The organism is Sulfitobacter guttiformis (assembly GCF_003610455.1).
Classification (GTDB): domain Bacteria; phylum Pseudomonadota; class Alphaproteobacteria; order Rhodobacterales; family Rhodobacteraceae; genus Sulfitobacter; species Sulfitobacter guttiformis.
This window is the reverse complement of the sequence record NZ_RAQK01000002.1, coordinates 369,266-389,188: the sequence shown is the minus strand read 5'-3', so window position 1 is coordinate 389,188 and position 19,923 is coordinate 369,266. Positions and strand designations below refer to the sequence as shown.

The 19,923-nt window shown below is 56.3% G+C and carries 17 protein-coding genes; 8 read left to right on the top strand and 9 right to left on the bottom strand.

Annotated features, from left to right (window positions below):
• Positions 1-60: 60 nt before the first annotated feature.
• The gene (locus C8N30_RS14530; RefSeq protein WP_025062069.1) at positions 61-705 is read right to left on the bottom strand and encodes a DsbA family oxidoreductase; all 645 of its coding nucleotides are present in this window, start codon (positions 703-705) and stop codon (positions 61-63) included.
• Positions 702-2,207 carry a class I adenylate-forming enzyme family protein gene (locus C8N30_RS14525; protein ID WP_025062070.1) on the bottom strand — a complete coding sequence of 502 codons (1,506 nt, stop codon included), beginning with the start codon at positions 2,205-2,207 and terminating at the stop codon, positions 702-704. Before C8N30_RS14525 ends, C8N30_RS14530 begins: the two co-directional genes overlap by 4 nt.
• A gap of 65 nt (positions 2,208-2,272) precedes the next feature.
• Here C8N30_RS14525 and C8N30_RS14520 point away from each other — a divergent pair, with 65 nt between their 5' ends.
• Both C8N30_RS14520 and C8N30_RS19410 read left to right on the top strand, forming a co-directional pair.
• Positions 2,273-2,896: a helix-turn-helix domain-containing protein gene (locus tag C8N30_RS14520; protein ID WP_025062071.1), complete on the top strand. Its 624-nt coding sequence runs from the start codon at positions 2,273-2,275 to the stop codon at positions 2,894-2,896.
• Between the two features lie 18 nt (positions 2,897-2,914).
• Complete coding sequence (locus tag C8N30_RS19410; RefSeq protein ID WP_025062072.1) at positions 2,915-3,100, top strand: hypothetical protein; 186 nt, start codon at positions 2,915-2,917, stop codon at positions 3,098-3,100.
• 429 nt (positions 3,101-3,529) lie between these two features.
• Here the strand turns inward: C8N30_RS19410 and C8N30_RS14510 are convergent, their stop codons facing one another.
• Positions 3,530-5,350: an extracellular solute-binding protein gene (locus tag C8N30_RS14510; RefSeq protein WP_409373598.1), complete on the bottom strand. Its 1,821-nt coding sequence runs from the start codon at positions 5,348-5,350 to the stop codon at positions 3,530-3,532.
• 305 nt (positions 5,351-5,655) lie between these two features.
• On the opposite strand from C8N30_RS14510, the gene C8N30_RS14505 reads away from it, so the two are divergent.
• Entirely contained in the window at positions 5,656-6,441 is a 786-nt protein-coding gene (locus C8N30_RS14505) for a 3-hydroxybutyrate dehydrogenase (protein WP_025062074.1), read from the top strand.
• Positions 6,442-6,470: 29 nt separating this feature from the next.
• The gene (locus tag C8N30_RS14500; RefSeq protein ID WP_025062075.1) at positions 6,471-7,505 is read left to right on the top strand and encodes a patatin-like phospholipase family protein; all 1,035 of its coding nucleotides are present in this window, start codon (positions 6,471-6,473) and stop codon (positions 7,503-7,505) included.
• On the opposite strand, the gene C8N30_RS14495 is transcribed toward C8N30_RS14500, so the two are convergent.
• From C8N30_RS14495 to C8N30_RS14480, 4 genes are all read right to left on the bottom strand, one after another.
• The gene (locus tag C8N30_RS14495; protein WP_025062076.1) at positions 7,502-8,242 is read right to left on the bottom strand and encodes a DUF502 domain-containing protein; all 741 of its coding nucleotides are present in this window, start codon (positions 8,240-8,242) and stop codon (positions 7,502-7,504) included. The two genes, C8N30_RS14500 and C8N30_RS14495, sit on opposite strands and share 4 nt — an antisense overlap.
• 88 nt (positions 8,243-8,330) lie before the next feature.
• A complete protein-coding gene (locus C8N30_RS14490; RefSeq protein ID WP_025062077.1) occupies positions 8,331-9,242 on the bottom strand; it encodes a pseudouridine-5'-phosphate glycosidase in 912 nt (303 codons plus the stop codon).
• On the bottom strand, positions 9,239-10,117 hold the full coding sequence (locus C8N30_RS14485) for a PfkB family carbohydrate kinase (RefSeq protein ID WP_025062078.1): 879 nt from the start codon (positions 10,115-10,117) through the stop codon (positions 9,239-9,241). Before C8N30_RS14485 ends, C8N30_RS14490 begins: the two co-directional genes overlap by 4 nt.
• Before the next feature lie 48 nt (positions 10,118-10,165).
• Positions 10,166-10,984, bottom strand: a complete 819-nt coding sequence (locus C8N30_RS14480; RefSeq protein WP_025062079.1) for a DUF4198 domain-containing protein — start codon at positions 10,982-10,984, stop codon at positions 10,166-10,168.
• Between C8N30_RS14480 and C8N30_RS14475 the strand changes: the two genes are divergently transcribed.
• Entirely contained in the window at positions 10,983-12,152 is a 1,170-nt protein-coding gene (locus C8N30_RS14475; RefSeq protein WP_025062080.1) for a HupE/UreJ family protein, read from the top strand. The two genes, C8N30_RS14480 and C8N30_RS14475, sit on opposite strands and share 2 nt — an antisense overlap.
• A gap of 18 nt (positions 12,153-12,170) precedes the next feature.
• On the opposite strand, the gene C8N30_RS14470 is transcribed toward C8N30_RS14475, so the two are convergent.
• Positions 12,171-12,794, bottom strand: coding sequence for a thiamine phosphate synthase (locus tag C8N30_RS14470; RefSeq protein ID WP_025062081.1), 624 nt, complete (start codon positions 12,792-12,794; stop codon positions 12,171-12,173).
• Positions 12,795-12,927: 133 nt separating this feature from the next.
• Here C8N30_RS14470 and C8N30_RS14465 point away from each other — a divergent pair, with 133 nt between their 5' ends.
• From C8N30_RS14465 to C8N30_RS14455, 3 genes are read left to right on the top strand one after another with little or no spacing between them, the layout of a single operon-like run.
• Positions 12,928-13,674, top strand: a complete 747-nt coding sequence (locus tag C8N30_RS14465) for an RNA methyltransferase (RefSeq protein ID WP_025062082.1) — start codon at positions 12,928-12,930, stop codon at positions 13,672-13,674.
• 58 nt (positions 13,675-13,732) lie between these two features.
• Positions 13,733-14,884 carry a heme A synthase gene (gene ctaA, locus C8N30_RS14460; protein ID WP_025062083.1) on the top strand — a complete coding sequence of 384 codons (1,152 nt, stop codon included), beginning with the start codon at positions 13,733-13,735 and terminating at the stop codon, positions 14,882-14,884.
• Positions 14,881-16,356, top strand: a complete 1,476-nt coding sequence (locus C8N30_RS14455) for a carboxypeptidase M32 (RefSeq protein ID WP_025062084.1) — start codon at positions 14,881-14,883, stop codon at positions 16,354-16,356. Before ctaA ends, C8N30_RS14455 begins: the two co-directional genes overlap by 4 nt.
• Before the next feature lie 564 nt (positions 16,357-16,920).
• Here C8N30_RS14455 and gyrA read toward each other — a convergent pair.
• Positions 16,921-19,686, bottom strand: a complete 2,766-nt coding sequence (gyrA, locus tag C8N30_RS14450) for a DNA gyrase subunit A (protein WP_025062085.1) — start codon at positions 19,684-19,686, stop codon at positions 16,921-16,923.
• Positions 19,687-19,923 lie beyond the last annotated feature (237 nt).

Below are 19,923 nucleotides of genomic sequence, written 5' to 3'. Positions count from 1 at the left end.
AATGCGCGCCGCCTAGTGGTATTTTTACCCAGACGCCCAGTACGCGGCGCATTTGCAACATTAACTCTTTGCTGCGGTCACTTCGGCAATGACTTTTGCCCATAACTCTGGGGGCTGTGCACCGGGTACAGCATGCTTACCACCCACAATAAACGTAGGCACGGAATTGATCCCCATCGAGCGGCTGTGAGAGTCGCGGTCGCGGATGTCCTGCATATCTTCGTCTGTGGCAAACAGGCGCGTCACCACGGATGCATCCATTTCAATCGCGTCCGCAATATCTGCGAGAACTTCTACATCGCCGATGTCGCGTGTCTCGACGAAATAGGCCTTAAACAGGGCCGATACGGCGGCAGTCTGGCGGCCCTCAATGCCTGCCCAATGGATCAAGCGGTGTGCGTTGAGGGTATTGGGAGTGCGCTTCATACCCTCGAAGTTGATCTTGAGGCCCGCCTTCTCCGCATGCTCGACCACGGGCGCATAGGCCTTTACTGCCGCCTCCTTGCCGCCGAATTTGCCCTCGAGATAGGCGCGGCGATCCATGCCGGTCGCGGGCATATCAGGATTGAGCTGGAAGGGGTGCCATTCGATCAAAAATGGGTGATCGGGTGCGGCAGCCAAGGCGCGGTCCAGATGTGCCTTGCCGATATAGCACCACGGACAAATAGGATCGGACATAATGTCGAGTTTGACTGGTTCGCTCATCGGGTGGCCTCAAAATGTTGGCGCAGGGCACGGCGCAGAAGCTTGCCATTGGCACCCATCGGCAGTGCCTGCATGTGGATATAGAGGCGCGGCTGCTTGTAGCGCGCCAGATTTGCCTCGGCATAACTGCGCAACGCCGCTTCGTCCAGAGGGGCGGGTGCCGTGTAGAAGGCGGCGATAACGGTTACGTTCTCCTTCACGGCAACCTCTGCGGCACCTACAGCCGTAATACCGTCAAAGCGGGCAAGGCTCGCCTCGACCTCTACGGGAGAGACATGAAAGCCTCCCGCATTCATCATGTCGTCGTTGCGACCCAGATAGGTAATCTGACAGTTTTCATCCATGCTGCCCTGATCGCCGGTCAGAAAATATGCGCCCTGCATCTTTGCCGCCGTTTCGTCGGGGGCATCAAGATAGCCCAGCATCAGGCCCGGATCGTCGCGGTGAACGGCGATCGTCCCCTCCATGCCCAAAGGCACAGGCCCCTCGGGCCCCAGCAGTGCGATTCGTCGGCCGTGTTGCGGGCGGCCCAACACGGATGTATCGGCGGGATAAGCGGGGCTGGCCGAAATGAATGTCGAGCATTCGGACATGCCATATGCCTCGTAAATACGGGTGCCTGTGGCCGCCTCCCAGCGGGCACAAACGGCGGGAGCAATCTTTTCACCCGCGCTCAGCCCATGACGCAGGTCCGGCATGGCGGGTATTTGGGGTTGGTTAAGAAGCTGGCGGTAAACCCCCGGTGCTGCTGCGAAAATAGTCGCTTTATGCGCAGCGACCAGCGCCGGTAAATCGGTAGCTTTCGTGCCTGCCGCAGGAATAAGCGCAGTGGCGCCAACGGTCCAGGGATCCATCAATCCGGTGCCAAGTGTGTATGTCCAGTTGAACGCACCCGCATGCAGCACACGGTCTTCTGCGCCAAGTCCGTACCAACCGTCGAACATCATCTGCCGCGCCCAGATTGCACGGTGGGCATGCACAACCGCACGGGGGGAGCCAGACGTGCCGGAGGTATATATGATATATCCTGCCCGTTCGGGATCACCCATATGAAATTTGGCGGGTGGCAGATCCCGCATGGCCCGCAGGGTGTGCAGCTGTACGACACGCCCATGGGGCGGGCACGCCACATCGGGATCAAGCAAGATAAGAGCAGGATCGAGCGTTGCGATCATCGGGGCCACCTCATGCGCTGTTAGCGCTGAGGCTGTGGGGCAAGGGATCAAACCAGCGGCCAGCGCACCCAGATAAGCCAGCGGAAAGTCAACTGTATTGCCAAGGCGCATCAAAACACGGTCGCCGGGTACGGCCCCAGCCGCCAACAGGCCCGTTGCAGTGCCAAGAACCGCCGATTTGAGGGATGCAAAGGTCCAATCTTCGCTGCCCAGCACCGAAAGGGCAATTTTATCCGGCGTCGAATCGCCGCAGGCCAGTACATAGGACGCCATATTGAAAGGCGAAGGGCAAAGCGGCGGCGCGCCATTATCAAATACAGACAGCATGTTCATTCGCTACCGCGCAGCGGCATCCGTTGCAAGGCGTCCGCGCGCCCCCTATACACATATACATGACAGCAGATGCCGCCAAATCAATGATTCAGATCGCCCGCGAGGACGGTGCCGCGCACACGGTGCCGCCTGTCGATCTGGGCGCGCGGGTTCGCGAATTGCGCAAGGCACGCGGCTGGACCCTTGAGCAGGCGGCGACGCAGGCAGGGCTTGCCCGTTCGACCTTGTCCAAGATCGAGAATGCCCAGATGTCGCCGACCTATGATGCCCTCAAAAAACTGGCTGTAGGTCTGGAAATTTCGGTGCCGCAGCTTTTTACACCGCCTGCTGCCGGTCAGATTAATGGCCGTATGGCTGTTACCAAATCAGGTGAGGGCGCAGGACAGGCGACCGCCACCTACGAGCATGAACTGCTTGCGGATGCCTTGCGCAAAAAGAATATGCTACCCTATCGTGCGCGCATCCGTGCGCGCCAGATGGAGGAATTCGACGGTTGGGTGCGCCATGACGGTGAAGAGTTCCTCTATGTCCTGACAGGGGTGATCAAGTTGTTTACCGAATTCTATGAGCCGATCGAGATGCGTCGCGGCGACAGCGCCTATTATGATGCCACCATGGGTCACAACGTAATATCTGTAAGCGACGATGACGCAATGATCCTCTGGGTCACATCACTCGTCTAACAGGGGCACTAGCGTGATATGGCCGGTAAGGATCGCGGCGATCTGGACCAGAACAAACATCGCCATAAGGTCAGGGTAAATGCGCGCAAACCGCCAAAAACCAAAAACAAAGACTTATCGTCGCCAATGGTTCTGAAACTACTGCGCAGCGCCGAAATTGCGCAGGTTCTGCCTGACTTGGATTGCTGGCATGTCGAACATTAGGCGGGCCGCCCAAACTCCAGAAAATGAACCAAAATTTTTGAGATTATAGCCGGAATAATGTATTTCAATTAAATCTCCGCGTTAAAAACGCGATGCTCACAGCGCAGTTGAAATGTGCCCTTTGAATAGACCCGAGCACTGCGATGATACATATTGCACACTTCCTTTAGCGATCGCCTTTGCCAACGCGACAACTCACCACAAAAAAAGGTCCGCTTGCTTACAGCGGGCCCAATAATTTTGGATAAACTTTGCCGGAAGAATGGCCGCTGAACACGCGTTAATCTGACCGTGGCCCGACGGCCCAAAGAGAGGTTCGATCAAAATCGGGCGGCCAGATCTCCGGTTCATTGGACACGCATGTAAATGCAGGGGGACTAGCCTGTAGAGATCATAATATTATGAAAGATTTCCGTTCAGTCGACAGCCTCAGCTTTCATCGGCCCACCACCACACCTCCGGCATCCACTCCGCGCCATCACCGTAAATCGGCAAAGTGGCCGGATACTTCATCTGGCGCACATGGGCGATCCGCCCCTCTGTGTAGGACCAAAAAGGGATCACAAACCGCTCTGCGGTGAGGATACGGTCCAGCGCACGTGTTGCGGCAATAAAATCGGTACTGTCGCGGGCGGTCAGCATGGCGCCGATCATTGCATCAATCGCCGGACTGCGCGCACCCATCAGATTACGCGATCCGGGCTGGTCGGCGGCTTCCGATCCCCAATAAAGCTTTTGCTCGTTACCCGGGCTCAGCGACATGGCACGGCGAAACACCGTGATGTCGAAATCGAATTCGCCGGTGCGCGCGAAATACTGCGCGTCATCAACCGTCTCGATCGTCGCTGCAATGCCCAGCCGCTCCAATGCGCGCAGATAAAGCTCTGCAATGGCGATATCTTCGGTGCTGCCTTTCTGGATCAGGATGGAGAAGCTTACAGGCGTGCCATCGCCACGCTTCATCTTACCGTCTGTCACCATATAGCCTGCGGCCTCAAACTGTAGCATTGCAGCGCGAATACCTTTGCGGTTGCGTGCAGAACCGTCAGCGACTGGCAGATCGTACCCTTCGATTGTGCCTGCGGGAAGGGTGTCCTGATAGGGAAGCAGTAACTCGGCAACGCGGCCCTTAGCAGGACCATCCTCTTTGCCCAGGATGGAATTGGAAAAATACGATGTGATCCGTGGCTGTGAGTTTCCGGTCAGCGTATCGTTGATATATTCGAAATTGAACGCCTTGATCAGGGCGTCCCGAATGCGCCAGTCGTCAAAGGGCGCGCGGCGGGTATTCATCACAAACCCTGTCATGCCCGAAGGCTTTTGATGGGGAATCACTGATTTGATGATGTCGCCGCGTGTGATGGCAGGGAAATCATACTGGCTGTTCCATGTCTCGGCGTTGAATTCACGCACGGCGGATATTTCACCAGCCTTAAAACCCTCGAACAACACTTTTGAATCGCCATAAAAATCGAGTTTTATGGAATCAAAATTTGAGGTACCCCTGCGAAATGCCAGATCAGCGCCCCAATAGTCGGGATTGCGGGTTAGGGTGACATAACGGCCTGTCTCGTAATCGCTCACGGTATAGGGACCGGAGCCAAGCGGAATATCCTGCACCGAAGCATTGGCGAAATCGCGCCCCTCCCATTGTGCCTTGGAGAGGATGGGGCGCAAACCGACCAGCAAAGCCAACTCGCGGTTGTCGGAATTGAAGGTGATGCGCACCGAGCGTTCACCGGTCTGCGTGATACTCTCGACTTGGGAATAAAGGCTTAGATACCGCGGATGACCTTGTGTGCCCAGTAATTCGAAACTGAAGAGAACATCCTCAATTGTGAGCGGGCTACCGTCCGAAAAGGTCGTGCCTTCACGCAGTGTGAATTCGACCCAAGTACGGGCCTCGTCTGTCTCGACTGTTTCAGCCAGCAGACCGTAAAGGGTAAACGGCTCGTCCCACGACCGTCCCATCAAGGTCTCGTGAGTGAAAAACGGCAATTGCCACGGCGAAGTCCCTTTGAGGACAAAAGGATTGAGGGTGTCAAAACCGCCTGTATTGCCCAGCACGATATCGCCGCCCTTGGGCGCATCGGCGTTGACATAGGGTAAATTGGCGTACCCTTCTGGGAGGGCTGGTGCGCCGTACATTGCGATGGCATGGGTGGGTTCGCTTTGTGCCGCGAATCCCCAGAGAATCAGTGAAGATACGGCCACAAAGCCCTGTACCCTTAAGAAATTATCTAAAGCCATTTTTGAAACAATCCCGCGCTGCCCTTTTTTTATTAGGTAAACCTCTAACTGGGTCTAAAGGCAGGCGCAAACTTAATGCTTGGCGTTTGGCGGTTAATTCACTATAAGTAACTCACTGCTCGATAGGTTTCTTGCCTGTATGAAACCTGCCTCAATAACTTGACGCCCGCCTTGTGCGGGCGTTTTTTTTGGGCAGAAGGGTGGATTGTCTACTTTACGGGAACCTGATCACCGAATTCTCCGTTTCCATTGCAGTCGCACCGCGCCATAAGCGGAGCGATATCCCATCTTCAGGAGAACTCCCAATGGCCCTTACATATGATCTGTCCGGCAAGACTGCCGTTATTACCGGTTCCAATTCGGGCATCGGCCTTGGGATCGCGCGGCAGCTGGCGCAGGCGGGGGCAAACATCGTCCTCAATTCCTTCACCGACAATGAGGAAGATAACGCATTGGCCGCAGAGATTGCAAAATCGACAGGTGTAACCGCGAGATACATAAAGGCCGACATGTCCAAAGGAAATGAATGCCGCGATCTCATTGAAGAGGCCGGCGTGTGCGACATCCTGATCAACAATGCAGGCATCCAGCATGTCGCACCGATCCCCGATTTTCCGACAGAGAAATGGGATGCGATCATCGCTATCAATCTCAGCTCCGCGTTTCATACCACTGCAGTCGCCTTGCCAATGATGCGCAAAGCGGGCTGGGGACGGATTATCAATATTTCGTCCGCACACGGTCTCACGGCGTCCCCTTATAAATCGGCATATATCGCTGCCAAACACGGAATCATCGGTCTGACAAAAACCACAGCTTTGGAGACTGCGCAGGAGCCTATCACCGCAAATGCGATTTGCCCCGGTTATGTCCTGACCCCGATTGTGGAAAAGCAGATCCCCGACACGATGAAGGAATACAACATGTCGCGCGAAGAGGTGATCGAGAACGTCATGCTTAAACGCCAGCCCAGCAAAGAGTTCGCTACCGTCGAGCAGTTGGGCGGCACAGCTGCGTTCTTATGTTCGGCTGCGGGCGACCAGATTACGGGCACGACCATCAGCGTCGATGGCGGCTGGACCGCACTTTAATCCGACTGGACCCCGAAGGGCACATCACCATGGCAAAGACCAAGAAAATCAACCTCGCGCTTCAGGGTGGCGGGGCACATGGTGCCTTTACCTGGGGTGTGCTTGACCGCCTTCTGGAGGAAGAGGATCTCGAGATTTCTGGCATCTCGGGCACCTCAGCAGGCGCACTCAATGGAGCGGCCCTGAAATCCGGCATGATAACCGGTGGCCGTCAGGGCGCGCGCGACAATCTGGAATGGCTCTGGATGCAGGTCGCAGGTGTCTCCGATCTGGCGATAGGTGACTGGATGGCGCCCTTTGGCCTTGGTGTACTGAGCAAACAGCTTCAGTTCAGTTGGCCGGTGATGATGAGCAATACGATCAGTCGCATGGTTTCACCCTATGATTACGGCCTGCTCTACAAAAACCCTCTGCGGGAAATTGTCGAGAAATTTGATTATGACAGGGTATGTGACAACCACGCCCCGCTGTTTTTTGTGGGGGCTACGCGCCTGCGCAATGGTAAGATCCGCGTTTTTGAAGGCGATGAGATCGGCCCAGATGCACTTATGGCTTCGGCCTGTCTGCCGACGGTGTTTCAGGCGATCAAAATGTTCGATAAAACGACCGGCCGAGAGGAGGCATTTTGGGACGGTGGCTATAGCGGAAATCCGGCACTTTTCCCTCTGTTTAGCAAAAATTTACCCCCTGATATTGTGATCATCAATATCAACCCGCTGGAACGAGACGATATTCCGACCACCCCCGCCGATATCCAGAACCGCATCAACGAAATCAGCTTTAATTCGAGCCTGCTGCGCGAATTGCGTGCCGTCGATTTTGTCCAGCGTCTCATCGAAGAAGGGACAATGTCGGCAGACAAGATGCACCGCGTGTATATTCACATGATTGCTGATGATACGCTTATGGCTAAGCTTTCAGCGGCGACCAAGATGGTGGCGCATCCAAATGTGATTGGTCAACTCAAAGCGGCAGGACGCACAGCCGCCGAGACGTTCTTGCGGACCGATGTAGACAACGTAGGCCGGCGCAGCAGTGTAGATCTACGTGCAATGTTCGACTAAGTGCGGTTGTTGAGATCGGCGATCGGAACGGCACCATTCTCCAGCGCCTTAGAGTTGGGATAGACAAGGCCCGCCGAGATCACCAGCTTTGCTGAATCCTCTACAGTCATATTCAGCTCGATCACGTCCCGTTTGGGCACAAACAGCAAGAAACCTGATGTCGGGTTAGGTGTTGTTGGCAGAAATACAGACATCATGTCGCCCGCGCCATCCGTTTTTGCAGCGATCTCTCCTTTGGCTTCGGTCGAGATAAAACCGATGGCCCAAATGCCTTTGCGCGGATACTCGATCAGGCAGGCCGTCTCGAAGCTGCTCTCGTTCTGGGCAAAAATAGTTTCCGAGATTTGCTTGATACCTGAATAAATCGAGCGGACAACCGGCGTGCGCTCGACCAGACTTTCTGCAAAGCGGATGAATGACCGGCCAATGATGCCTTTCGCCATAAACCCCACGAAGACCGTGAAAAACAAGAAGATAACAACGCCAATGCCGCGCACGTTGATCTGGACCAGCGGATCAAGCCCAAGCAAATCCTGTATCAGGCGGTCGGGATGATATCTGATCGGCACGAGCGGCAGTACGAAACCGTCAATCCAACCAACAACGCTCCAGATGAGCCAGATGGTCAGACCAACAGGCGCAATCACAACCAGGCCGGTCAGGAAATTGCCGCGCAGGCGGCCCAGAACCCCGCGCTTTGGTGGATGGACCGGATCGGGATCAAAGGGGGTGTTCATCTGCTGTTCAATATCCGTGCTCTGCGCAATAATTATAGTATAGCTAAGTGTTGATTACGACAGTCACAATGAGGTAGCGCCCTGTTCCTTACGCCTTTTTGCTTAATTCAATGGCGATCAGCGACGCGAGACGTGCATTGTTGCGCACAAGTGCAATATTCGCCGTCAGGGAGCGACCTTCGGTCAGTTCGAAAATCCGCTGCAACAGATAGGGCGTGACACCTTTGCCGGTGATCCCTGCGCGGTTCGCGTCCGCCTGAGCGGTGGCAATGATCGGGGCCAACTCGGCGCTGGGGATTTCGGATTCCTGCGGGATCGGATTGGCGACAAGTTGTCCCCCGGGCAGACCTAGCTGCGCGCGCATCAGATGGGCGGTAGCGATCTGGGCAGGATCATCCATGCGCAAAGGTGCCTTGAGCTTGGAACCGCGTGACCAAAAGGCGGGAAAGGCATCCTGCTGGTAGGCAATCACCGGCACCCCTTGGGTTTCGAGCACTTCGAGCGTCTTTTCGACATCAAGGATCGCTTTGGCGCCGGCGGCGACGACAGTCACAGGTGTTTGCGCCAGCTCCATCAAATCGGCGGAAATATCAAAACTATTCTCGGCACCTTTGTGAACGCCGCCGATACCGCCTGTTGCAAAGACAGCAATCCCTGCCAGACGTGCCGCGATCATGGTGGCTGCGACCGTGGTGGCACCGGTGCCGCCGGTTGCAATACAAGCTGCCATATCCGCACGGCTCAGCTTTGCAACGCCCTTGGCCTGGGCCAACTGGCCCAGTTGCGCATCCTCCAACCCGATGTGCAGCGTGCCGTCAATTACCGCGATCGTGGCAGGCACAGCACCGTTTGCGCGAATGTCATCCTCGACCTGACGCGCCACCTCGATGTTTTGGGGGTAGGGCATGCCATGAGTAATAATCGTACTTTCGAGGGCAACAACTGCTGCGCCGGATTTGCGGGCGGCAGCGACTTCGGCAGAATAGGCGATGGGGATCATATTTTAGTTTCTCCGGCAACATAAAGCGCAGCTGCGTTCAGGGCTTCGTACAATGCGGCATCTGGGGCAAGGCCGCGCAATTCGGCCGCGATATGCGCCGCCATAAACGTATCGCCAGCACCGGTGACCCGCGTGACGGAAACTGGCGGCGGCGTCTGTGTCACCGTACCGTCGGGCGCCGCGACAGTGGCGGGGTTTCCGCCATCCGTCACAACAGCACGCGCGGCACCCCGCTCCAGCAAGGTACTGGCTGCAATTTCAGAGCTGTCGAACTGCATTTGGCACAAAAGACCTGCCTCTTCGAGGTTCACATAAAGGGTGCCGCGCCCTGACTGGACAAAAGGCATCAATCGCAATGCCTTACCGGGAGATGCTGGCGCAACCCGCAGATCGGCCTGTGCCAGCAAAGGACTGCGTGCCATTTGCGATAGCAATTCAAGCGTGAGATTACCGTCGAGGGCCACCGCACCGGTAAAAGGTATCATGAGGTTTTCGAGCGGACGCAAAATTTTTGCACCCGCAGCTTCCAGTGAATGCGCATCAGCTATGGCGGCAATTAGGCCGTTGGTGGCCTCGATCGCCATGTATTGATCCGTCGGTAAGTCATCGGAACGGTAGATCAGGTCCGTGCGAAGGCCCCGCGCATGACAGGCCGAGATCAATGCATCGCCCTCGACATCACGGCCTACGGCGCTGAGCAGGGCAGGCGTGAGGCCGAAGCGCCGCAATGCCATAGCAATATTCATCGCAACACCGCCGGGCAGGCGGGAAATGCGGCCCGGCATGTCGGACCCCTGGCGCATTGGATTATCGCACCGGCCGATCACGTCCCACAGGACGGAGCCGATGCACAGGATTTCAGGCGTATCTTTCATATCGGGGGTTTTGGCCCGCGATCCCGCCACGTGCAAGGGGTTAAGAGTTTAGCGTGCCGGCATCGCGAATGTCATGGAGGCCCAGAGGGTCTCCCAAACCGGGCCCGCCTCGACGGTCGTGGCGCCCTCTACGGGGCGCAAGACCACCGCATCAAGCAGGTATTCCATGCCTTCCACGAGCGGAACCGACGCGTTTCCCATGGCATCGGTGCGCAGGATACTCACCGTCACGGCATCTTCGGGATCGCGTTCGTAAACCTCTATCTGCGCATCTGCGCGCGGTGCACCATTGTAGAGTAGTGCCACATCAAGTGTGCCATCAAAATCTGCAGCGTAGGGATTCTCGAGGGCGACAAATTCAGTCGTGAGTCCCAATTCGCGGTCGGACCCTTCACCGCTACCCACCGCAACAAGAGATTTGGAATGGCGGGTATAGATCTCTTTAAAGCCTTCCTTGGCCCAGCCCTGCGCAGTATGAACAGCTTCAGCCTCCTTGAAATCCTTATGCTCGACAAATGCGAGGAACTTAGGCCATTCAGCATAGGTCAGGCTGGAAGGTGCGGCCTCATGGGCGATTATCATTAACCCGTCTTGCCCAGGCGCATCAATCTGGAGCGCGGGGCGATCCCCCATCCTGCCCGTAACAGGCACAGTAGTATCACCGATTGTGACATCGAAACGCGTATTGCGGTCAGCAAAATAAGACTGCACCGTCCCCTCGAATAACTGCCCGTTGCGCAAGTCAGCAGTGAAGGCTGCGCTACTTTCCACTTGAAATTCCGGTGGATCAATCCAGAATTCATGGGCATTGGCCACGGGAGCGGCTAACAAGATTGTCGAGATCGACGCAATATAGGTGAGTTTCATGAAACGGTTTTCCCTTTTACTGTTAACTAAGCTGGCATTCGTGCTTGCGTTGTCAAGCAGTCCCGCACTGGCGCACGAAGTTGTGCCTACAATTGCCGATCTCACTGTCGTCGAAGGCCGCGCGGAGCTGAGCCTGCGGATTAACCTTGAAGCGTTTATCGCAGGCGTCGATCTTGACGTCATTGACGACACCAATAATGCGCCAGAGGCCGAGGATTACGACGCGTTGCGCGCTTTATCAAAAGATGCACTGGCCGCGCGCGCGCCTGAACTGCTGGACGGATGGAATGCCCTGCCGGTGATCAGCGTGGATGGCAGACCACTTATCCTCGAAAGCATGGGGATCATGGTGCCAGCGGGCGTTGATCCCGAATTGCCGCGCATCGCGGAATGGGATCTGGCAGCTGACATGCCCGAAGGATCCACTATTACGGTGTCATGGCCCGATGGCGGCGGCGATCTGGTGCTGCGCCAACAGGGCGTTGAGGCACCCTTTACCGGTTTGATTGCTGGCGGCGAAAGCAGCCCTGCAATCGCGCTCGACGGAGGAGATCAGGCAGGTGGCTGGCAAACATTCGCGGGATATATTCCCGTAGGTTTCGACCACATTTTGCCAAAAGGGCTTGATCATATTCTGTTTGTTTTGGGGCTCTTTTTTCTGTCGATCCATCTGCGTCCGCTGATCTGGCAGGTCTCGGCCTTCACGCTGGCCCATACCGTCACGCTGGCGTTGGGGGCTATGGGTCTGGTCAACGTACCGGGCAGCATCGTCGAGCCGCTGATTGCGGCCTCTATCGTCTATGTCGCTGTCGAGAACATCTTTGCCCGCGGCCTGACAAAATGGCGCCCTGCGGTGATTTTCGGCTTTGGCCTGCTGCACGGGTTGGGCTTTGCCTCTGTGCTGGGGGATTTTGGATTGCCCGACGACCAGTTCGTGCCGGCGCTCATCGGATTTAACGTGGGGGTAGAGCTGGGACAGCTTGCCGTTATTGCGCTGGCCTTTGCACTTATCTGGCTCGGTGTGCTGGCCGCACGCCGAGCGAAGCTTTCCGGCGCCGAGGAGATGGTAACGGAGTACCCAGTGATGTTCCGCGCGCTGTCGGTCACAGGTTCTTTGCTGATCGCTTTGATCGGCATTTACTGGGTGATCGAGCGGACCTTGCTGTAATGGCAGCGCTGTAGGGGATTACCCTACAGCAGACCAAAGAGCCGTCAGGGCGGCAACCGGATCGTCCTGACCCCAAATCTCGTCCCCGATGCCGAAAAAATCGGTCATGGGGGCGAGCTGTGCGATCATAGCGGCATCAAGTTGACCTTCGGCAACGCAAGGCACCTCGATCACTTCGGACCACCACTGGAACATATCGGCCTCGGCAATCTCCCCGTCATCAAGAGCAGTATTGCGAACCGGACCAAAAGCTACGTAATCTGCTCCCGCTTCGCCTGCACTCATCCCGTCATGGCGCGAGCCTGCGCAAAAGCTACCGACGATGGCATCAGGCCCCAGCACTTTACGGGCATGCCGGACCGAACGGGCAGCATCAGAAAGGTGCACACCGTCAAGGCCCAACCGTTCGGCCAGCAGTGTATGATCCGCAATTACCAGCGCCACTTCGCGTGCATCCGTGACTGCCCGAAGTGTATCGGCAGCGCGTGACAGCACATCCTCGTCCTTGGTGGCGAGGGCAAGGCGCACACAGGCCGCCGGATGGGCATCAAGAACCCGCGCAAGCGTATCGGCATAACTGGTTAGATCCAGCTGCGGCGGGGTGATGAGATAAAGCTGTGGCTGTTCTGGGGCGTTTGTCATGGGCTGCTGTCCTTGCGTGGCGTGGCTGTGGCAATAGCGTAATCATCGGCGGGATGGAAACTCTATTCCACACCTGCCGCACACCTGCGCAGATGTTATTGGCAAGGGCGCTGGGACGGGGTAACAGGGCGCCATGACAATTGAACACCCCTCCGCACCGTCCTTCGTCCTTGTCCGCCCGCAAATGGGCGAGAATATCGGCGCTGCAGCGCGGGCCATGCTCAACTTCGGGCTGGATCACATGCGCGTTGTGGCGCCGCGGGACGGCTGGCCAAATCCGGCGGCGGTAGCAATGGCATCGGGGGCAGGTCGGGTGTTGGATCACGCGCTGCTCTCGCCGGATCTGCCCCATGCGCTGGCCGATTGCAGCTTTGTCTTTGCAACAACGGCGCGGGACCGTGATCTGACAAAACCCGTCTATACCCCCGAGGCCGCAATGCAGTTGGCCGCACAGAAAATCGCAAACGGTCAAAGGGTTGCAGTGCTTTTCGGACCTGAACGGGCAGGGCTGGAAAATGACGATATTGCCCGCTCCAATGCGATCATCTCGGTGCCTGTGAACCCCGAATTTGCCTCGCTCAATCTGGCACAATGCGTGCTGTTGATGGGATATGAATGGATGCGGCTGCACGCCACACAACCAGCGATAGTCGAGGAGCTGGCGGGGGGCGAATGGGCGCACAATTCAGAGATCGAGCACCTTGCAAAGCATTATGAGGAGCGGCTTGAAGAGGCGGGCTTTTTCTATCCGGAGCATAAAGCGGCCTCGATGAAGCTTAATCTGCGCAATCTGTGGAGCCGCCTGCCGCTGACGCGGGCGGACGTGCAGATTTTACACGGCACCTTGCGGCAGATGGTCCGCTGGAAGGAACGCAGCTAGACGCTGTGGGCGCGAGGGGCTACTTCACGGAGCGAGAACGAAGAAGGAGCGCGAAAGCATGGCAACCAAACGCAAACTGTTCGAAGAAGTGGGTGCAGACACGGCAAAGCCGGTAGCGCAAATGGGCGTCATCGACAAGGGCCGCACCGGTGCGCGTATTTCCATCCGCAACTGGCTAATCTCGCTATTTGCTCTGGTTTTTCTGATGATCCTCGTGGGCGGTGCCACGCGCCTGACCGACAGCGGCCTAAGCATCACCGAATGGCGCCCGTTGACCGGATCGATTCCGCCGCTGAATGCCGCCGACTGGGCCTCGGAATTTGCAAAATATCAGCAGATTGATGAATTCCTGTTGCAAAACAGCTGGATGACACTGGCCGACTTCAAAGTGATTTACTGGTGGGAATGGGGCCACCGTCAACTTGGCCGCGTAATTGGCCTTGTTTGGGCTGTCGGGTTCTTCTGGTTCCTTTTACGCCGTCAGATTCCGACAGGCTGGACGCCACGCCTGCTTTTACTGGGCGGTTTGGGTGGCATGCAGGGTGCGATCGGATGGTGGATGGTCTCGTCGGGGGTAACCACCGGCGAAGCAACAACCGACGTACATTCCGTGCGCCTTGCCACGCATTTGGGACTTGCATTTATCATCATGGGATTGATTACGTGGTTCGCTCTCAGTCTTGGCCGCACCGAACGTGATTTGATGCAGGCTCGCCGCGCCAAGGAAGGTAAGCTTTATGGCCTGAGCACAGGTTTGCTGCACTTAACATTTTTGCAAATCATCATCGGTGCGCTGGTGGCGGGCATTGATGCGGGCCGCACCTATACTGATTGGCCGCTCATGGCTGGCCAGTTTTTCCCGCCACAGGCCTTTGTCCTTGAGCCGTTCATGATCAACTTTATCGAGAACCCCGGTCTGGTGCAGTTTATCCACCGCATGACGGGTTATCTTCTGTTTGCTTTTGCAATCATCGTCTGGCTGCGCGGGCGCAAATCAAGCCATTCCAGAACCCGCCGCGCGTTTAATCTGGCGTTTGTTGCGATCACTGCACAGGTGGTCCTTGGTATTACAACTGTGATGGTTGCCGCCATCATGCCCGTAGCGCTTGCACATCAAGGTCTTGCAGTGGTCTGCTTTGTGCTGATCTTGCGGGCCCGCCATTTGTCCCTGTACCCAATCGCGACATCGCTCAGAGGAGCTACTACATGACCGCCTACGATGATTTGATGGAATTCAACCGCGATACACAAGCATTGGGGCAAGTAGCCGGGCGCCTTGGGTGGGATCAGGAGACAATGATGCCGCGCGGCGCCGCCCCGCAACGGGCCGAGGAAATGGCCGCTATGGAGAGTATCCTTCATGCGCGCCGGATTGATCCACGGGTCGGTGACTGGCTTTCCGCGATTGACGACAAGACGCTGGACGAAGTGGGCAGAGCCAACATGCGCCACATTCGCCGCAGTTTCGAGCGCACCAGCAAAGTGCCCGCAGCTTTGGCGACCCGCATTGCAAAGCTCACGTCGGCCTCCCAAGGCATCTGGGCCGAAGCACGCGCCGATAATGATTTCAAGGCTTTTGCGCCAACACTGGCCGAAGTGATCATGCTCAAGCGCGAAGAGGGGCAGGCACTGGCGGCTGGTGGTGATGTCTATGATGCTATGTTGGCAGATTATGAGCCCGGTACGACAGGGGCCGATCTGGAGGCGATGTTCGGCTCCATGCGGCCTGTTCTGTCTGAACTGCGCGCAGCCATTCGTGAGGCAAAACCTGTGGCGCCACTGAGCGGTGAATACGACGAAGGTGCGCAGATGAAACTGACGCGCCAACTGGCGAAAACCTTTGGCTATGACATGACACGCGGGCGGGTGGACAAAGCAGTGCATCCGTTTTCGAGCGGTTCGGGCCTGGATGTTCGTATTACCACACGGACAAATCCTATTGACCCGTTCAATTGCTTTTACTCCACAATTCACGAGGTAGGCCATGCCGCCTATGAGCAGAACATCCACGCGGATCACCTACTGACCCCACTTGGCAGTGGCGTGAGTATGGGTGTCCACGAAAGCCAGAGCCGGATTTACGAAAACCAGATTGGCCGCAGCCGCGCATTTACCGGCTGGTTGTTTGGCCAGATGAAAGATGCGTTTGGTGAATTTGGCGTAAAAGACGAAGATGCTTTCTATGCCACTGTAAACCGCGTGGGCGATGGATTTATCCGGACCGAGGCGGACGAGTTGCAATATAACCTGCATGTTCTGCTGCGGTTCGACCTCGAGCGCGCGTTGATGTCTGGCGATTTGCAGGTGAGCGAGCTTGAGGCGGCGTGGAACGACCGGTTCGAGGCCGATTTCGGGTTCGCTGTCGACAAGCCCTCAAACGGGGTTTTGCAGGATGTGCATTGGCCCGTCGGCTTGTTCGGGTATTTTCCGACCTACAGCCTTGGAAACGTCTATGCCGGATGCCTGAATGAGGCGATGCGACAGGCACTTCCCGGTCTGGATGCGGACCTTGCGGCTGGCGATACTTCGGCAGCAACGACATGGTTACGTGAGAACGTTCAGACACACGGCGGTCTGTACGAGCCGCGTGACGTCATCGAGCGTGCATCCGGAAAAGCGCCCGATGAGGCCCCTCTTTTAGCGTATCTGAAAGAAAAATTCAGCGGAATTTACAATATTTAAGCAAACTTCAGGGTAGAAACCTCTGCTTTCGGGCAGAGGATTCCACAACTTATTCTGGTTAATCCATTTTTCCTCAGCGTCCTAATATATGTATTATAGTGCGGCTTTATCGGTCTGCTCTCTGCGCTTTTTGTCCCGTGGTGCAGGGGTTAATCAATACCCACTACGTCAGCTGAGTCGCTGCTGCATCAATTTTTGTACGACAGAAATACCCGAAGAAATCATTCGCACTTCTTGGTGTTATCGCGATGACACCCTTTTGCGCAAACTCGGCGTCCGCATAGGGTCTCTTTCGTCAGGCGCAGGCATTGAAGGTGCAGCCGCTCTCGGCGCAGGGATCTTTTCAATCCTCGTAATTGCTTCCACGCCCGGTTTCGCAACAGTATCCACGGCTAACCCACAAGTTTTGCTTCAAAGCAACTTTCTGCTTAGCAAAAGAGCCGCTTCATTGTGAAGCGGCTCTTTTTTGTAATCTGAAAACTAAGGAAACTCGCGAAATCGAGCTTTATTTTGCTTTTTCATGTCCCAGAGACGAAGACTGCCCAAACACGAGAAGGGCGGGGCTTATTCAGCCTCGCCGCTCGCTTCTGTTGCGTCTTCTACTGCTTCGTCACCCTGATCCGCGATCCACGCGACTGATACCACAACCTCGTTCTTGCCGGTGTTGAAAACCTTGACGCCACCCGCACTGCGTGAGCGGAAAGAGATACCCTCAACTGGCACGCGGATCGATTGACCCTTGGAGGTCGCAAGCATGATCTGGTCATCCATCTCGACCGGGAAGCTTGCTACGATTTCGCCGCCACGCATGGCTTTGTCCATCGCAGTGACCCCCATACCGCCACGACCCCGCAGCGGGTAATCATGGCTCGAACTTAGCTTACCTGCACCAGCTGAAGTGATGGTCAGGATCAGATTTTCCGCGGCTGACATCTCGATATAGCGCTCATTGGAGAAGTTCGGATCGGCGGGTGCCGCTTCCTCGTCATCCTCGGACACATCATCCGCAAGACCCGCCATAGCGCGGCGCATCTTGAGGTAGGCCGTCCGCTCTTCGGAAGCGGCATCGAAGTGACGAATGATCGACATGGAAACAACGCGATCTTCGCCCAGCAGCTTGATGCCGCGCACCCCGACCGAAGCGCGCGAGTTGAACACACGAACGTCAGTAGCCCGGAAGCGGATGGCGCGGCCCGAATTTGTGACCAGCATCACGTCGTCATCGTGGCTTGCAATACGGGCATTGATCAAAGTCGTGCCTTGATGCTCGTCCTCGAACTTCATCGCGATCTTGCCGTTGCGCATCACATTGGTGAAATCACTGAGTTTGTTGCGACGCACGGTTCCGGCGGAAGTGGCGAACACAACCTGCAAATCATCCCATTCCTTTTCGTCACGGTCTACGGGCATGATCGCCGCAATCGAGACGCCAACGGGGATTGGCAGGATGTTCACAATCGCCTTGCCCTTGGAGGTACGGCTACCTTGGGGCAGGCGCCATGTCTTGAGTTTGTAGACCATGCCGTCGGTGGTAAAGAACAACAGCTGCGTATGGGTGTTGGCCACAAAGAGGGTGGTGACTACATCTTCTTCCTTGGTGGCCATACCAGACACACCCTTGCCGCCGCGGCGTTGGCTGCGGAAATCGGCCAAAGGCGTGCGTTTGATATAACCGCCGGAGGTGACGGTCACGACCATATCCTCGCGTTCGATCAGATCCTCGTCTTCCATATCTCCGGACCAGTCGACGATCTGTGTGCGCCGTGGCACGGCGAACAGGTCGCGCGTCTCGGCCAGCTCGTCGCGGATGATGCTCATGATACGGTCGCGGGAGCCTAGGATTTCAAGGTACTCCTTGATCTTCGCGGCCAGTTCTTCAAGCTCGGTGGTGACTTCGTTAACGCCAAGCTGTGTCAAGCGTTGTAGCCGCAGCTCAAGAATCGCACGGGCCTGAATTTCCGACAGATTGTATGTCCCATCGGCGTTGGCCGTATGTGTGGGATCATCGATCAGCTTGATGTAGGGCAGGATGCTTTCCGCAGGCCAGCGGCGTGTCATCAACTTCTCTCGCGCCTCGGAGGCGTCGGCGGAGGAGCGAATGGTGGCTACGATCTCGTCGATGTTAGTAACCGCAACGGCCAGACCGCACAGGATGTGGCTACGCTCGCGGGCCTTGCGCAGCAGATGTGCTGTGCGCCGTGCAACAACTTCCTCACGGAAATCAATGAAGCAGGTCAGGAAGCGGCGCAGGGTCAAGGTTTCCGGCCGGCCACCATTGAGCGCGAGCATATTACACCCGAAATATGTTTGCATCGGGGTAAAGCGGAACAACTGGTTCATTACAACTTCGGCTGTCGCATCCCGCTTGAGCTCGATGACGACGCGAACACCATTACGGTCACTCTCGTCCTGAACATGCGCAATACCTTCAATTTTCTTGTCGCGCGCGGCCTCTGCGATCCGTTCGATCATAGTAGCCTTGTTCACCTGATAGGGAATCTCGTCGATAACGATGGCCCAGCGGTCCTTGCGGATTTCCTCTATGCGGGTTTTGGACCGTACGATAACCGATCCGCGCCCTTCAAGATACGCTTTGCGCGCACCCGAGCGGCCCAGCATAATGCCACCGGTGGGGAAATCGGGGCCGGGAACGTATTCGATCAGTTCCTCCGACGTCAGGTCGGGGTTCTCGATCAATGCAAGGCATGCATCGATAACTTCGCCAAGGTTGTGTGGCGGGATGTTTGTGGCCATACCAACCGCAATACCACCCGCACCGTTAACCAGCATGTTGGGGAAGCGGGCTGGCAGGACCGTGGGTTCACGGTCTTTGCCGTCATAGTTGTCTTGAAAATTGACTGTTTCCTTGTCGATATCAGCGAGAAGATACGCAGCAGGCTTATCCATGCGCACTTCCGTGTAGCGCATCGCAGCGGCGTTATCGCCATCCATGGAGCCAAAATTCCCCTGACCGTCCAGAAGAGGGAGCGACATCGAGAAATCCTGCGCCATCCTGACCAGTGCATCGTAAATCGCACTATCGCCGTGGGGATGGTATTTACCCATCACATCGCCCACAGCACGCGCCGATTTACGGTAGGCTTTGTCGTGGGTGTTGCCAGCTTCATACATCGCATAAAGGATCCGGCGGTGCACCGGCTTGAGGCCGTCACGCAGATCAGGAATTGCACGGCTTACGATCACGCTCATCGCATAGTCGAGATAGCTTGTGCGCATCTCGTGCTCGATCGTCACCGTTGGTCCGTCATAAACGGCCCGCTGAGGCAGGTTTTCGTCTTCGTTTTCAGGCGTTTCCGGCGTATCGGTCAATCTGTGTCCCAGCTTTGCTGATGTATTCTATATCTTGCGTTGCACTATAGCGCGAAGCCCAGATGAGGTGCAATCCCACGGACAAACGCCGGGGCGGATCACAAAAGTAGTTACAGCTAACTTACTGTTTTAATTTACAAATAAGTTTAAATTGCGTGAAATTATTTTACTCGGTCATCGTAGATTTCAGTATGCCTGCAAAGGTCTCTGACGTCACGTTATAGTTTTGTCCATGCA

What these genes read in the sequence shown, in the direction of transcription:
- C8N30_RS14530 (WP_025062069.1), bottom strand. Translation starts at nt 705, where the DNA reads ATGAGCGAACCAGTCAAACTCGACATTATGTCCGATCCTATTTGTCCG.
- C8N30_RS14525 (WP_025062070.1), bottom strand. Translation starts at nt 2,207, where the DNA reads ATGCTGTCTGTATTTGATAATGGCGCGCCGCCGCTTTGCCCTTCGCCT.
- C8N30_RS14520 (WP_025062071.1), top strand. Translation starts at nt 2,273, where the DNA reads ATGACAGCAGATGCCGCCAAATCAATGATTCAGATCGCCCGCGAGGAC.
- C8N30_RS19410 (WP_025062072.1), top strand. Translation starts at nt 2,915, where the DNA reads ATGGCCGGTAAGGATCGCGGCGATCTGGACCAGAACAAACATCGCCAT.
- C8N30_RS14510 (WP_409373598.1), bottom strand. Translation starts at nt 5,350, where the DNA reads ATGGCTTTAGATAATTTCTTAAGGGTACAGGGCTTTGTGGCCGTATCT.
- C8N30_RS14505 (WP_025062074.1), top strand. Translation starts at nt 5,656, where the DNA reads ATGGCCCTTACATATGATCTGTCCGGCAAGACTGCCGTTATTACCGGT.
- C8N30_RS14500 (WP_025062075.1), top strand. Translation starts at nt 6,471, where the DNA reads ATGGCAAAGACCAAGAAAATCAACCTCGCGCTTCAGGGTGGCGGGGCA.
- C8N30_RS14495 (WP_025062076.1), bottom strand. Translation starts at nt 8,242, where the DNA reads ATGAACACCCCCTTTGATCCCGATCCGGTCCATCCACCAAAGCGCGGG.
- C8N30_RS14490 (WP_025062077.1), bottom strand. Translation starts at nt 9,242, where the DNA reads ATGATCCCCATCGCCTATTCTGCCGAAGTCGCTGCCGCCCGCAAATCC.
- C8N30_RS14485 (WP_025062078.1), bottom strand. Translation starts at nt 10,117, where the DNA reads ATGAAAGATACGCCTGAAATCCTGTGCATCGGCTCCGTCCTGTGGGAC.
- C8N30_RS14475 (WP_025062080.1), top strand. Translation starts at nt 10,983, where the DNA reads ATGAAACGGTTTTCCCTTTTACTGTTAACTAAGCTGGCATTCGTGCTT.
- C8N30_RS14480 (WP_025062079.1), bottom strand. Translation starts at nt 10,984, where the DNA reads ATGAAACTCACCTATATTGCGTCGATCTCGACAATCTTGTTAGCCGCT.
- C8N30_RS14470 (WP_025062081.1), bottom strand. Translation starts at nt 12,794, where the DNA reads ATGACAAACGCCCCAGAACAGCCACAGCTTTATCTCATCACCCCGCCG.
- C8N30_RS14465 (WP_025062082.1), top strand. Translation starts at nt 12,928, where the DNA reads ATGACAATTGAACACCCCTCCGCACCGTCCTTCGTCCTTGTCCGCCCG.
- ctaA (WP_025062083.1), top strand. Translation starts at nt 13,733, where the DNA reads ATGGCAACCAAACGCAAACTGTTCGAAGAAGTGGGTGCAGACACGGCA.
- C8N30_RS14455 (WP_025062084.1), top strand. Translation starts at nt 14,881, where the DNA reads ATGACCGCCTACGATGATTTGATGGAATTCAACCGCGATACACAAGCA.